Source organism: Methylobacterium sp. EM32, assembly GCF_040593685.1.
In the GTDB taxonomy this organism is placed as follows: domain Bacteria; phylum Pseudomonadota; class Alphaproteobacteria; order Rhizobiales; family Beijerinckiaceae; genus Methylobacterium.
In genome coordinates, this window is sequence record NZ_JBEXZS010000065.1 from 1 (window position 1) to 13412 (window position 13412).

Genomic DNA, 13412 nt, shown 5'->3' on the forward strand with positions numbered 1-13412 from the left:
TCCGCGTCATCCCGGGGCCGCGAAGCGGAACCCGGGATCCATAAACGCCGACGTTCCAGAATGAGCCGGATCGCATTCCGCCTCGTTCGTCACCGCCAGCGGATATGGATCCCGGGTTCTCGTCTTCGACGAGCCCCGGGATGACGCCGAGTTTCTTGATGCTCGGGTGGAGAAGGACCCGTCCCCTACTCCGCCGCCTTGGCCAGCGCCTTGGCGTAGGCCCCGCTCTTCAGCGTCTTCGTCAGCCACTCGTCGACTGCGGCCTTGAGCGCCGGGTCGCGGGTCATCCAGTAGGCCTTGTCGGCCCTGTCGAAGGTGCCCGGCACGGCGGCTGGGCAGAGCACGCCCGGATTGCGCCGCGACTGGTAATCGACCTCGGCGCCGTCGGTCACCATCAGGTCGGCGCGGCCCTCGGCCACCTCCTTGAAGATCGCGCGGTTGTCCGGAAACACCCGCACCGAGGCGTGCGGGAAGTTGGCGTCGGCGAAGCGCTGGTTGGTGCCGCCGGGATTGACCACGACCCGGACCTCCGGCTTGTCGATGTCCTTCACCGAGACGTAGCGGTTCGCGTCGGCGCAGCGCACGATCGGGCGCTTGCCGTCGGTGAGCACCGGTACCGAGAAATCGGCCAGAGCCGCCCGGTCGGGAGTCACGCTGACGCCCCCCATGGCGACGTCGTAGCGATCGGCGAGCAGGTCGTCCTTCAGGGTCTTCCAGGTCGTCGGCACGATCTCGACCTTGACGCCGAGAGCCTTGGCGAGTTCGCCCGCCATGACGACGTCGGCGCCCTTGATGCTGCCGTCGGGCTGGCGCAGGGAATAGGGCGCGTAATCGCCGGTCAGCCCGACCCGCAAGGTGCCGTCCTGCTTGATCGCCGACAATGACCGCGCCTCCGCCGGCACAGCCGCCAAGACGGCTAGAACGCCCACAACTCCCACGATCTCGCGCATCGTCACCGCCCTGACCCTTACTGTGCCGTTAACTCGCTCAGTCGTAGGGAGTGTGCATGGGTGCGGTAAAGCCCGGATGACGGCACGATCCCGCGTGAACCACATCCGCGAGAGTTGACTCGAGGGCCGGCAGCCGCTCTGACCCGGCCATGGACTCGCTCCCCGACAGCCGCTCCGATCGCCTGCGCCGCTGGTTCGACCGCCAGCGGCCGCGCGTGACGCAAGGGCTGCGGATGACGGTGGCGAGCCTCGCGACCTTCATGCTGGCCGAGGCCTGCGGGCTGCCGCAGGGCTACTGGGCGGTCATCACGGCGCTCATCGTGACGCAGAGCAGCGTCGGCGGCTCGCTCAAGGCGGCGCTCGACCGGTTCCTCGGCTCGGTGCTGGGCGCGTGCTACGGCGGCGCGGTCGCCTTCGCGATTCCGCATCACGGCGGCGCCTCGACCTTCGCGGCGCTGTTCGTGGCCGTCGCCCCCCTCACCTTCGCGGCGACGGTCTCGGCGGGATTCCGGATCGCGCCGATCACCGCGATCATCGTGCTGCTCTCCACCACCGGCTCGACGCTCGGCCCCCTCGCCTTCGCCCTCGACCGGATCCTGGAGATCGGGCTCGGCTGCGTCGTCGGGCTCGCCGTCTCGCTCCTGGTGGCGCCGGCCCGAGCCGCGCGCGCCGTGACCGGCCAGGCCGCGCGGCTCGCGCGCCTGCTCGCCGACCAGCTCGACGCACTGGCGCGCCTCGACGCGGAGGAGACGCCGGAGGCCAAGGCCCTGCCGCCGGCGGTGCGCAGGAGCCTGGCGCGGCTCGAGACCCTGGCGGGCGAGGCCGCCCGCGAGCGCCGCAGCCGGCTCTCGGCCGCCCCCGATCCGGACCCGCTGCTACGCACCCTGATGCGCCTGCGCCACGACCTCGTGCTCCTGCGCCGCGCCATCTCGGAGGCCGATGCGGAGGTGCTGCGGGTGCATCTGGCGGAGGCCTGGGGCGAGGCGGCCCGGGCAGCGGCCGCGCGCCTGCGCGCCCTCGCCGAGGCGCTGAGCGCCGGGCGTCGCCCCGCCGGCGACGATGCGGCGCTGGTGGCGGCGATCGCCGGCTACCGCGAGGCCATCGACGGGATGCGCCGGCGCCAGGTGACCCGGACCCTGTCCACCGACGGCGTCGGGCGCATCTTCTGGCTCGCCTTCAGCCTGGAACAGCTGCGGCGCAACCTCGACGATCTCGCCGAGCGGGCGCGGGATTTCTCCGGGCCTGGGGCCGGGGAAGCGTGAGCGGCCTCAAGGCGTGCGCTTGCGCAGCACCATGTTGCCCTGGAACAGGAATTTCTGCGCCCGCTTGCCGGTATCGACCTCGGTGGTGAAGACGTTGCCGCGGGAATCGACCGCGAGGTTGTGCACCCAGTGGAAGTCGCCGGCCATCCGGCCGTTTCGGCCGAAGCGGCCCAGCACCGTGCCGTCCTCCCGCCGCAGGGTACGGACCTCGTTGTTGGCACCATCGGCGTTCATCAGGTAGGTCTGTGCCTCGTCCGGCCACAGGGCGAGTTCCCAGACCGAGCCGTTGGCCCGGGTCTGCGGCTCGACCCGGAATTCCTTCACGAAGGTGCCGTCGCGGCGGAAGACCTGGACCCGGTCGTTGGTGCGGTCGCAGACATAGACGAGGCCGTCGCGGGCGACCTGGATGCAGTGGACCGGGTTGCGGAACTGCCGGGGCAAGGGGGCCGCCGGGTCGTAGGCCGCTTGCGCCTCGTCGGTCGGCGGCTCGCCGTAGGCGCCCCACATCCGCTTGAACGCCCCGGTCTCGGCGTCGAACACGATCACCCGGTGGTTGTAGTAGCCGTCGGCGACGTAGAGCTCGTTCGTCTCCGGATCGACCTGCATGTTGGCCGGACGGCCCAGCCGCGTGGTGTCGCGGCTGTTGGTCTGCGGCCCGGACTTGCCGATCTGCATCACGAAGCGGCCGTCCTGGGTGAATTTCAGGATCTGCCCGTCCTGCTCGCCGTTGCCGGCGAGCCAGACGAAGCCCTTGTGATCGATGTGGATGCCGTGCTCGTTCTGCGGCCAGTCGTAGCCCTGGCCCGGCCCGCCCCAGGACTTGATGAGCGTGCCCTCCTGGTCGAAGACGAGGACCGGCGGGGCCGGGACGCAGCAGCGGCTGCGCGGCGGGTTGAGACTCGCGGCCTTCTCGTCGTCGGTCAGCGTCCGCGGGCGCTGGACAACCCAGACATGGTCCTGGGCATCCACCGCGACGCCGGCGGCCTGGCCCATGATCCAGTTGTTCGGCAACGGCTTCGGCCAGGCCGGATCGACCCGGAATGACAGCGGCTCGTCGGCCAGAGCCGGAGCCGCACAAGGGGCCGCGCAAGCGAGGGCGACGAGGACGGCGATCCAGCGCATGATTTCCTCCCGGTATCGTTCTTGCCGACACTGTACGGGAGGACCGCCCCGACGCGCCAGCGCTCAAGCCTGGATGGCGCGCCGGACCGCCAGCGCCGCGCAGGCGACGAGGAGCGCCGCCAGGACGAGACGGGCGAGGCGCCCGGCGCGGGTGAGGCGCGCCCGGCAGGACGGCCGCCCCAGCACGAGGGCAAGGAGGCCGAACCACGTCGCCGCCATGCAGAACACCGCGGCGCCCGCCAGCGGCACCGCCGCCCGGTCGGGATGGGCCAGGAAGAAGCCGGCGAAGAAGGCGAGGCTGACCGGGTTGGTCACCGCCGCCCCGAGACCGAGGGCGAAGGTACCGGCGTCGCGCCCAGGTGCTAGGCGGGTCGGATCCTCCGGCAGGCCGGCCCGCCCGCTCGCCAACCGGTAGGCGGCGCGCAGCATCAGGAGCACGAACAACGCCGTCCCGATCCCGGCGACGAGGCGCCCCGCCGGCAGCAGCGAGGCGCCGAGCCCGGCGAAGGCCGCCGCCAGGCCAGCCCCGCAGGCGACGCCCAGGGCGGCGACGACCGGTCCGCGCCCGGGCGCCGCGACGCTCGCCCGCAGCACCACCAGCAGGTTGGGTCCGGGCGAGGCGAGGACGGGGGCATAGGCGGTGAAGAGCGGCCCCAGCAGGGCGGGCCACGCATCGGCGTCGAACATCCGGCATCCCCCCGGCGCGCGCGGCGCCGCTCGGAAGCCATAAAGATGCCAAAACCCGGCGTCGCGCGTCCTTCAATTGAAGGAGGAGGCGTGCGTTGGCGCACGGTTCGATGAAGTCGATGGCAAGTCGCTAACAATCGAGCAGGCGACGCCGCCTCGTGGCGCTCAGTCGTCCGCCGATACCAGATACCGACAAACAGGAAGTCGCGGGATCCCCTCTCCAGGCGATGCCGGGCTTGCCCGGTATCGCTCCAAGGTGTGGGAGAGGGGTAGGGGTGAGGGTGGCGCGCTTCAGTGTGAGACTGAAGCCGTCGTGCTGGCAGCTCAACGTTCAGTGCTTAGTTCTAAACCGTCTCCACCCTCACCCCTACCCCTCTCCCACACGGGAGAGGGGATCCCGCGCTTGACTTGAGAATCTGTGATTTATTCTGGGCAATGATTTTTTCGGCGTGTATCGCCGCAAGACCCATCGCAACGGGAGACGGCGGCAGGGTCACCCCTGCCGCCGTCTGTTCACACCGAATCGATGCGCTCAGCGCCGCTCGGTGCCCATCGGCTGACGGGCCGGGGGCAGCTCGTCCTCGATCCCGACATGGCGCTCGCGGGTGGTGCCGGGCAGGCCGGCATCGACCGCCTGGGTGGTCGGCGGAGCGCCGGCCGCGAAGGGCATGCCGCCCGTATTGAGGCCGGTGGTGGTGCTGCCGGCCGCACCCACCGCCGACGAACCGCCGGCGACCGCCGCCGGGTTGGTCAGCGAGGGAGCGGTCTCGTCGTGACGGCCGGTCCAACCCTCCTGGCGCCAGCCGCGGGTCCGGTCGTCCATGTCGACCGAGCCGTGCTCCTTGAGGATGCTGGCAACCCGGTCCGCATGGGCGTCGTCCGCCCGGACGGTGACGAGGGTGCCGCCGCGACGTACGCCCTCGGCGTAGGTGTGGGCGTGCTCCTCGCTGAGGCCCGCGCCGGTCAGCGAGCCGATCAGGCCGCCTGCGGCCGCGCCGACGCCGGCACCGGTCAGCGTCGCGACGAGCCAGCCGGCAGCGACCACCGGGCCGACGCCCGGAATGGCGAGCAGGCCGAGGCCGGTGAGCAGGCCGGCGCCGCCGCCGAGCACGGTGCCGAGCGAGGCGCCAGCTCCGGCGCCGTTCGAGGCGTCGTGCGCGGTTTCGCCGGTCGTCGTCGTGCCGGTCGTGGTGGTGGCGTCACGCGTTCCGATGTGGCTCGAATAGCGGTCGCCCTGGTTGTTGGCCACGATGCTGATGTCGGAATGCGGCACGCCGGCCGCCTCCACCTTGCGCACCGCCGCCGAGGCGTCGTCGTAGCTGTCGAACAGGGCCGAGATGGTACGGGTCGCCATGGGCGTCCTCCTCAAATCTGGAGCGTGGGGATACGGGGCCTGTATCGCGTTAGCGGGCGGTCGAGACGTTTCCCTTGAAGTCGAGGCCGACCATCACGGTATTGCCGGACTGCATGGCCTGGCCGCGCCAGATGCCCTGATCGTCCTTCTTGAGGTCCTTCACGTCCTTGAAGCCGGCCTGCTCCATGCGGCTGCGGGCCTGGGCCTCGGTGAAGCTGTTGGCGCCGGGCTCGAGCTTGGCGTTGGTGGCGACCGTGCCGGTCGTGCCCGGGTTGCTCTTGTCCATCATGTCGGTGTTGGGCCGGGTCACCGCCTCCTGGCCCTGCGAGTGGGTGCTGGGCTTGGCGTCGCGGGCCGGGTCGCCCGTCACCGTGGTCTGGGCCTGCGCCGCGCCGGCGCCGAGCATGCCGAGGGCCGCGAGGGTGATGAGGGTCTTGCGCATGGTCTCCTCGAACCTTGTCCGATTGATCGATGCCCTCTCAATCGTTGCAGGGCGGCTTGGTTCCGCAAAAGTAACGTTGAACCAAATACGATTTCCTGCATTTAGCGGACGCTCGCGGCGAGCTTGAGCGTTGACGAAGGGATCTTTGTTTTTCATCCGTGCCGCGCTGCACAAAAAACTGAACGCGACGATTGTTTCCGTTCGAAAATGAACATTTTTTTATTGTGCGGCGCAGCCAGGCGTTTCCGCGGCCGGAGAGGCGTGTCGGCAGCGCCGTTAACGGTTCCCTAACCACACACCCGGCAGAAATTGCCCGGTCGACGGGAAGGTGGATCTTCGATGAGCGAGACCGGGGCAATCGGCGCGGGCCGCATCTTCGCCCTGCCGACGCGGGCGGACCTGGTGGCGCTGACGCGCCGCAGCGACCTCGTGCTCGCGGTCTCGGTGCTCGCCATCCTGGTCGTGCTGATCTTCCCGCTGCCGGCCCTGCTGCTCGACCTGCTGCTCGCGGTCTCGATCATCCTATCGGTCCTGATCCTGATGACCGGGCTGTTCATCGAGAATCCGCTCGAGTTCACGGTCTTCCCGACGGTGCTGCTCATCACCACGATGCTGCGGCTGGCGCTCAACCTCGCCTCGACGCGGCTGATCCTCGGCCACGGCCACGAGGGCACGGCGGCGGCCGGCCACGTCATCGAGGCCTTCGGGCACTTCGTGATGGGCGGCAACTTCCTGATCGGGATCATCGTCTTCGCGATCCTGATCATCGTGAACTTCGTCGTCATCACCAAGGGCTCGGGGCGCATCGCGGAAGTGGCGGCGCGCTTCTCCCTCGACGCGATGCCGGGCAAGCAGATGGCGATCGACGCCGACCTCTCGGCAGGTCTGATCGACGAGAAGACCGCCCGGACCCGGCGCCAGTCGCTGGAGGACGAATCCTCGTTCTTCGGCGCCATGGACGGCGCCTCGAAATTCGTGCGCGGCGACGCGATCGCCGCACTCCTCATCACCTTCATCAACGTGGTCGGCGGCATCATCATCGGCGTCGCCCAGCAGGGCATGACCTTCTCGGATGCCGGCAAGACCTACACCCTGCTCACCGTCGGCGACGGCCTCGTCAGCCAGGTCCCGGCGCTGATCGTCTCGACGGCCGCGGGCCTGCTCGTCTCCAAGGCCGGCGTGCGCGGCGCCGCCGGCCGGGCGCTCGGGCGCCAGATCGCCAACTACCCGAAGGCGCTCGGCATGTCGGCCGGGGTGATGCTGCTGATCGGCTTCCTGCCCGGCATCCCGATGCTGCCCTTCCTAACCCTCGGGCTCGGTGCCGCCTACCTCGCCCGCCGCATCGCGCTCCTGCCGAAGCCGGCGGAGGACGAGGCCGCCGGGGGCGCGCCCGGCGCCGACGGCGCCGTGGCCGGGCCCGGGGCGCCCGCGAAGGAGGAGACCGCGGCCGACCTCCTCAAGCTCGACGACCTGAAGCTCGAGATGGGCTACGCGCTGCTCGCCCTCGTCAACGGGCCGGAGGGCCAGGACCGGCTCACCGACCAGATCCGGGCCCTGCGCCGGCAGCTCGCCGCCGAGCTCGGCTTCGTGATGCCCTCGGTGCGCATCCTCGACAACGTCCAGCTCGATGCGAACACCTACGTGGTGCGGGTCAAGGAGATCGAGGCCGGGCAGGGCCAGGTCTTCCCGGGCCAGTTCATGGCGATGGACCCGATGGGCGGCCAGGTGCAGCTGCCGGGCCAGCACCTGATGGAGCCGACCTTCGGCCTGCCGGCGACCTGGATCGACGGCGCCCTGCGCGACGAGGCCCAGCTCAAGGGCTACACCGTGGTCGATGCCGCGACCGTGGTCTCGACCCACCTCACCGAGGTGATCAAGGCCCACGTCGCCGACCTCCTCAACCACGTCGAGGTGCACAAGCTCCTGAAGGAACTGCCGAAGGAGCACGGCGAGCTCCTCAAGGAGGTGGTCCCGGGCCAGATCGCCACCACGGGCATCCAGCGGGTGCTGCAGTATCTCCTGGCCGAGCGGGTCTCGATCCGCGACCTCGGCACCATCGTCGAGGGCATCGCCGAGGTGGCGGGCCACATCAAGAACCCGCGCGACATCGTCGAGCACGTCCGCGCCCGCCTCGGCCGCCAGATCTGCGCCCAGTACCAGGGCCCGGGCGGCGTCCTGCCGATCATCACCCTGTCGCCGGCCTGGGAGAGCGCCTTCATGGAGGCGATCGTCGGCCACGGCGACGAGCGCCACCTGGCGATGCAGCCCTCGAAGCTGTCCGACTTCGTCACCACGGTGCGCGACCGCTTCGAGGAGGCGGCTCGCTTAGGCGAGATGCCGGTCCTCGTCACCTCGGTCCAGGCCCGGCCCTTCGTCCGCTCGATCATCGAGCGCTTCCGACGCGAGACCCCGGTGATGAGCCAGGCCGAGATCCACCCGCGCGCCCGGCTGAAGACCGTCGGGTCGGTATAGGGCAGCGTCCTCCGCCACAGCCTCCGCATCCGGTCGGCCGCGCAGGCACAGCTCTCCCATCGTCAGCGAATCTTGAACAATTTCAAACTACAGCGCGCAGACTCGGGCCGGAGCGACACTGCCTCCACTTGCCACGCGCGGGCCGAGCCCCATCACTCGTCAGAATAGATACTCCCCCGCCGTTTACTGGGATCCGGGTGGCCCGCCGCCGTTGCTCCGAAAGCGGTAGGAGGCGACTTAATCCTCCCCTGGAGTGTGGGCCGGTCCTCGGCCCTTTGCGCTCGTTCGATTTGCCGCACCCTGGTCTAGCCTTCGCGGCGCAACATGCGATCGGGGAGCACATCAGGTGGCGAGCATCGGCATTGTCGGCACGGGATTCGTGGCCGATTACTACATGCGCTCCCTGGCGACGCTGCCGGAGGTGACGGTGGCCGGGGCCTGGGACATCGACCTCGACCGGCTGCACGCCTTTCGCAAGTACTGGCGCGTCCCGGCCGCCGCGAGCCTCGACGACCTGATCGGCCGGCGGCCGGACCTGATCCTCAACCTGACCAATCCGGGCTCGCACTACGCCGTCAGCCTGGCCTGCCTGGAGGCCGGGCTGGCGGTCTACTCGGAGAAGCCGCTCGCCACCCGGCTCGACGACGCCCGCCACCTGCACCGGGTCGCGACCGAGCGGGGCGTGATGCTCGCCTCGGCGCCGTGCAGCGCGCTGGGCGAGAGCGCCCAGATCCTCTGGAAGGCCCTGCGCGAGCGCGTCATCGGCACGCCCCGGCTGGTCTATGCCGAGATCGACGACGGCTTCCTGATCCGCGCGCCGCACGACACATGGCGCAGCGAGTCCGGCGCGCCCTGGCCGGTGCAGGACGAGCTGGCGGTGGGCTGCGCGCTCCAGCATGCCGGCTACTACCTGACCTGGCTGATCGCGATGTTCGGCTCGGTGACCCGGGTCGCGGCGGCCTCCGCCGAGGTGCTCGGCCTGACCCTCGCGGAGGGGGCGGCGGCGGCCCCGACCTATGCCTGCGCCTCGCTGTTCTTCGAGAGCGGGGTGGTGGCCCGCCTGACCTGCTCGGTGGTGGCGCCGCACGACCATAGCTTACGGATCTTCGGCGACGAGGGCATCCTGGAGGTGGGCGAGTGCTGGTCGAACGACGCCGCCGTGCGGGTGCGGCGCCGGCACGTGGTGCGCCGGCGCCTGATCGATTCCCCCCTCACCCGCCGCCTGCGCGCCGGACAGCCCACCCACGCCAAGATCGGGCGGAAGGGCGCGACGGCGATGAACTTCGCCCTCGGGCCGCAGGAGATGCTGGCGGCGAAGGCGGAAGGCCGCGCGAGCCGCCTCGACGCCGACCTCGCCCTGCACCTGACCGAGGTGGCGCTGGCGATCCAGAGCGCCGGCGACGGCACCGGCCACCAGGTGATCGCCTCCCGGGCCGGCGCGGCGGCGCCGATGCCGTGGGCCATGGGAGGATAAGGGAGTGATCGGGCTGACGGCGCCCGTCCGGCATGCGAAAGGAGGCCTCGACCACCGGAGGATCCCGCGATGCCGCTCTACGCTCTCGACGCCGTCAGCCCGGTCGTGCCGGACGACGGCAGCGCCTGGATCGCCCCCGACGCCCACGTCATCGGCCGCGTGCGGCTCGGCCGCGAGGTCGGCGTGTGGTTCGGCGCGGTCATCCGCGGCGACAACGAGCCGATCACGGTTGGCGACCGCACCAACATCCAGGAGGGCGCGGTGCTCCACACCGATGCGGGCTTCCCGCTCACCCTGGGATCGGGGATCACGGTCGGCCACGGCGCCATCGTGCATGGCTGCACGATCGGCGACGACACGCTGATCGGGATGGGCGCGACGATCCTCAACGGGGCGAAAATCGGCCGCAACTGCCTCGTCGGCGCCAACGCGCTCGTCACCGAGGGCAAGGAATTCCCCGACAACAGCCTGATCGTCGGCGCCCCCGCCAAGGCGGTGCGGGTGCTCGACGAGACGGCGGTTGCGGGTTTGCGCGCCTCCGCCGACCGCTACGTCGCCAACGCCAAGCGCTTCGCGCAAGGGCTGCGGCGGGTCGACTGACCGACAGCGCAGGCTGCAGGGCATTGTCCGACGAAGTGGACACCGGTTCGTCGCATACAATGCGGCGAAACCAATGACCTGGAGCCCCATCCGATTGCGGCCCGACCGGATGTTGCTCCAGGTGGCGAACCCACAAGGGTGGCACGGTTGAGCCGCGGCATCATTAGCCCTCCGAGCAGGAGGGGCGTGGATGGCACGGTTGAACCTGACGGATGTGGAGTGGGCGGCGATAGAGCGGCTATTGCCCGCGGACATGCATGGCAAGGAGCGGGTGGACGACCGGCGGGTGCTGAATGGCCTCGTCTGGCGATTGCGCACGGGCGCACCCTGGGCCGACATCCCGGCGCGCTATGGCTCGCATACGACCTGTGGCAACCGTTTTCGGCGCTGGCGCAAGCGCGGCAGCTGCGATCGGCCCGTGGATGCCGTGTCAAAGGCTTGCGACGGCGGCTTGCAGATGATCGACGTCACCAGCGTGCGGGTTCACCAGCATGCCGCCTGCGCCCGAAAGAGATCGCCGATGCGGTGGCATGGGTTGCTGGCGCGGCAGCCTGACAAGCAGGATCCACGCGCCGGTAAATGCGGCATAGCAGAGAGAACCGTTTCAAGGGCGCTCACAACGCCACCCTTCGGATAGGATGCGAGGAGCCGCGCAACTGATGAATCAGGACTAGTGTCCTGCGTCTGAAGTTCGTGGCAAAGGTGTTGTCTCTGGCTCAGCTTCGAGTGCTCGCAGGCAGAAGCGTTTGACGCTGGCCAGGATGGCGTCGGCGGACTTCACCCACCGGAACGGTTTCGGATCGGCATTCGTGGCCGCGATGAAGGCGCGAATGTCGCGTTCGAGCTCGTCCACCGAGCAATGAACGCCACGCCGGATCGCCCGCTCCGTTAGCAGACCGAACCATCGCTCGACCTGGTTGATCCATGAAGCAGAGGTCGGCGTGAAGTGCACGTGATAGTGCGGGCGCCTGGCTAGCCAATCGCGGATCAACTTGGTCTTGTGCGTCGCCGAGTTGTCGAGCACCAGATGCACGTCGAGGTCGGCCGGCACCGTGGCCTCAATCTCGTCCAGGAAGCAGCGGAACTCGCTGGCGCGGTGACGCGGATAGCACTGCCCGATCACGGTCCCGGCCTTTACATCGAGGGCGGCAAACAAGCTGGTGGTGCCATGTCGGGCGTAGTCGTGCGTGCGCCGCTCCACCTGTCCGGGCCGGAGCGGCAGCATCGGCTGCGTGCGGTCGAGCGCCTGCACCTGGGACTTCTCGTCCACGCAGAGAACCAGGGCGCGGGCGGGCGGAGCCAGATAGAGCCCGACGATGTCGCGCACCTTCTCGGCAAACAGCGGATCGGTCGAGAGCTTGAAGGTCTCGGACCGGTGCGGCTGCAGGCCGAACGCCCGCCATACCCGCCCGACCGTCGCGCCCGACACCCCGCTGGCCTTGGCCATGCTGCGCTGGCTCCAGTGAGTGGCACCCTGCGGCCGCTCGCAGAGTGTGCGGTCGATCAACTCGGCGACCTGCTCGTCGCCAATCCGGCGTGGCGCACCGGAGCGGGCCTCGTCGAGCAGCCCATCCGTGCGTTCGCGGGCAAACCGTTCGCGCCACTTGCCGACCGTGTGCTTGCCGGTGCTCAGTTCCGCCGCGATGGCCGTATTGCTCCGCCCATCGGAGGCTAAAAGCACGATGCGGGCACGCAGGGCGAGCCCCTGGGCTGTCTTGCGGCGGCGGGCCCAGCTCTCAAGCTCAGCTCGTTCCTCGGTGCTCAGGTCAAGAGATGTGGGTACACGGTAGGCCATCGGCGCCTCCCAACACACCCACACTTTGCCACGAACTTCAGACGCAGGACACTAGGCGCTATCGCCCAACGCGATACGAATATGTGGCGCAAGGCGATGTGTCTTGATGGGGAATCTCCGCCCCATCAAACACATCCAACCCTCTCTCTGGACCGTCACCTTTGACAACTAATATATACTTCACCGATGAACGCCCGCACAATGTGCTTCCTCGAAGCAAAATGGGATCCGCAGGCTTGAGGATCTTGAATATCTGCCCGTCCATTCCTTCTCCAGTTGCCGCCTTGATCGCAAGTGATTGCCCATTCTGAAAATTTATTTTTTTTGACGTAAAGATAACCTTCCCGGTAATCGAGACCGCCGTTTTGCTGACTGGCTGCCAGGTCTCAGCCTGGGCCAATGCCGGGAACGTCATCGCGAAGGTAGCGGCGAGGAGCATTTGCATGGGACACCCGTTGCGCAACTCGAACGCTGCTGGTGTAATCCAAGCAAGACACAAAATCTCCCCTGCCCCGTCGACTCAATAACCGCGATATCATAATTCGTCCGCTTGCCGCATGAACAGAGTCCCTTCCAATGATCGCAAAATTATCGATGGCCGCCGTCATTGTCACGGCCATGATCCCCGGATCAGTATCTGCAGCATCGAACGCCAAGGTCGAGTGCTGGAAGCGTCTCAGGGACGGCGATGTTCATGCGGAGACAGGCAAGTACCCGCAATTCAGCTCTGGCTTCAAAGTACTAAGCTTCAAGGCGAACCGGAAGGATTCCGAGTGGAGCTACGGCACCTGCATTCTGGCGCCGAGAAAGTAGCATAGGTCGGGCTGCTCCCCTGCGGGGCCAGGCTCTAGGCCGCCGCGGTCTCGCCGCCGTTCGCCGCGCCGGGCGTCTCGGTGCGGATGGGCTCGGCCAAGGCGTGCTCGGCCAAGGCGTGCTCGGCTAGGATGTGCTCGGCGAACTGGGCGATCGGGCCGGGGCGGCCGAGGAGGTAGCCCTGCGCCTCGTGGCAGTTCTCGGCGCCGAGGAATTCCAGCTCGGCCGAGGTCTCGACCCCTTCGGCCAGCACCGGCAGCCCGAGGCCTCTCCCTAGGCCCAGCACCGCCCGCATGATCGCGGCGGTTTCCCGGTTGACGTCGACGGCGCGGATGAACGACCGGTCGATCTTGATCTTGTCGAACGGGAAGGCGCGCAGGTTCGACAGCGACGAGTAGCCGGTGCCGAAATCGTCCATCGCGATCCGCACCCCCATCGCCT

The 13412-nt window shown here is 68.8% G+C and carries 12 protein-coding genes and 1 pseudogene; 5 read left to right on the plus strand and 8 right to left on the minus strand.

The annotated features are described in order from the left end of the window. Window positions 1-185: 185 nt before the first annotated feature. Window positions 186-950 (minus strand): transporter substrate-binding domain-containing protein, encoded by a 765-nt coding sequence (locus ABZT49_RS09830; protein ID WP_407943476.1) that lies wholly within the window; start codon window positions 948-950, stop codon window positions 186-188. 149 nt (window positions 951-1099) lie between these two features. Between ABZT49_RS09830 and ABZT49_RS09835 the strand changes: the two genes are divergently transcribed. After that, window positions 1100-2212, plus strand: coding sequence for an FUSC family protein (locus ABZT49_RS09835; RefSeq protein ID WP_355285759.1), 1113 nt, complete (start codon window positions 1100-1102; stop codon window positions 2210-2212). Between the two features lie 6 nt (window positions 2213-2218). Here ABZT49_RS09835 and ABZT49_RS09840 read toward each other — a convergent pair whose 3' ends face one another. The 4 genes from ABZT49_RS09840 to ABZT49_RS09855 all read right to left on the minus strand — a co-directional run bounded on the left by ABZT49_RS09840 (window position 2219) and on the right by ABZT49_RS09855 (window position 5817). Further along, window positions 2219-3334, minus strand: coding sequence for a hypothetical protein (locus ABZT49_RS09840; protein WP_355285761.1), 1116 nt, complete (start codon window positions 3332-3334; stop codon window positions 2219-2221). A gap of 63 nt (window positions 3335-3397) precedes the next feature. Next, the gene (locus ABZT49_RS09845) at window positions 3398-4021 is read right to left on the minus strand and encodes a LysE family transporter (protein ID WP_355285763.1); all 624 of its coding nucleotides are present in this window, start codon (window positions 4019-4021) and stop codon (window positions 3398-3400) included. Between the two features lie 532 nt (window positions 4022-4553). Continuing rightward, the gene (locus ABZT49_RS09850) at window positions 4554-5375 is read right to left on the minus strand and encodes a hypothetical protein (protein WP_355285764.1); all 822 of its coding nucleotides are present in this window, start codon (window positions 5373-5375) and stop codon (window positions 4554-4556) included. 49 nt (window positions 5376-5424) lie between these two features. Beyond that, entirely contained in the window at window positions 5425-5817 is a 393-nt protein-coding gene (locus tag ABZT49_RS09855; protein WP_093564282.1) for a hypothetical protein, read from the minus strand. A gap of 339 nt (window positions 5818-6156) precedes the next feature. Between ABZT49_RS09855 and flhA the strand changes: the two genes are divergently transcribed. The 4 genes and pseudogenes from flhA to ABZT49_RS09875 form a co-directional block, all read left to right on the plus strand. Then, entirely contained in the window at window positions 6157-8289 is a 2133-nt protein-coding gene (flhA, locus tag ABZT49_RS09860) for a flagellar biosynthesis protein FlhA (protein WP_355285765.1), read from the plus strand. Window positions 8290-8635: 346 nt separating this feature from the next. After that, a complete protein-coding gene (locus ABZT49_RS09865) occupies window positions 8636-9763 on the plus strand; it encodes a Gfo/Idh/MocA family oxidoreductase (protein ID WP_355285767.1) in 1128 nt (375 codons plus the stop codon). Window positions 9764-9832: 69 nt separating this feature from the next. Beyond that, complete coding sequence (locus ABZT49_RS09870) at window positions 9833-10363, plus strand: gamma carbonic anhydrase family protein (RefSeq protein ID WP_355285769.1); 531 nt, start codon at window positions 9833-9835, stop codon at window positions 10361-10363. A gap of 190 nt (window positions 10364-10553) precedes the next feature. Further along, window positions 10554-10947: pseudogene (locus tag ABZT49_RS09875) on the plus strand (IS5 family transposase); the annotation flags it as partial. An 86-nt stretch (window positions 10948-11033) separates the two neighbouring features. Here the strand turns inward: ABZT49_RS09875 and ABZT49_RS09880 are convergent. From ABZT49_RS09880 to ABZT49_RS09890, 3 genes are all read right to left on the minus strand, one after another. Beyond that, window positions 11034-12158 (minus strand): IS630 family transposase, encoded by a 1125-nt coding sequence (locus tag ABZT49_RS09880; RefSeq protein WP_355285770.1) that lies wholly within the window; start codon window positions 12156-12158, stop codon window positions 11034-11036. Window positions 12159-12216: 58 nt separating this feature from the next. After that, window positions 12217-12603 carry a hypothetical protein gene (locus tag ABZT49_RS09885; protein WP_355285772.1) on the minus strand — a complete coding sequence of 129 codons (387 nt, stop codon included), beginning with the start codon at window positions 12601-12603 and terminating at the stop codon, window positions 12217-12219. Window positions 12604-13005: 402 nt separating this feature from the next. Beyond that, on the minus strand, window positions 13006-13412 hold a 407-nt coding region (locus tag ABZT49_RS09890), incomplete at its 5' end, for an EAL domain-containing protein (RefSeq protein ID WP_355285774.1).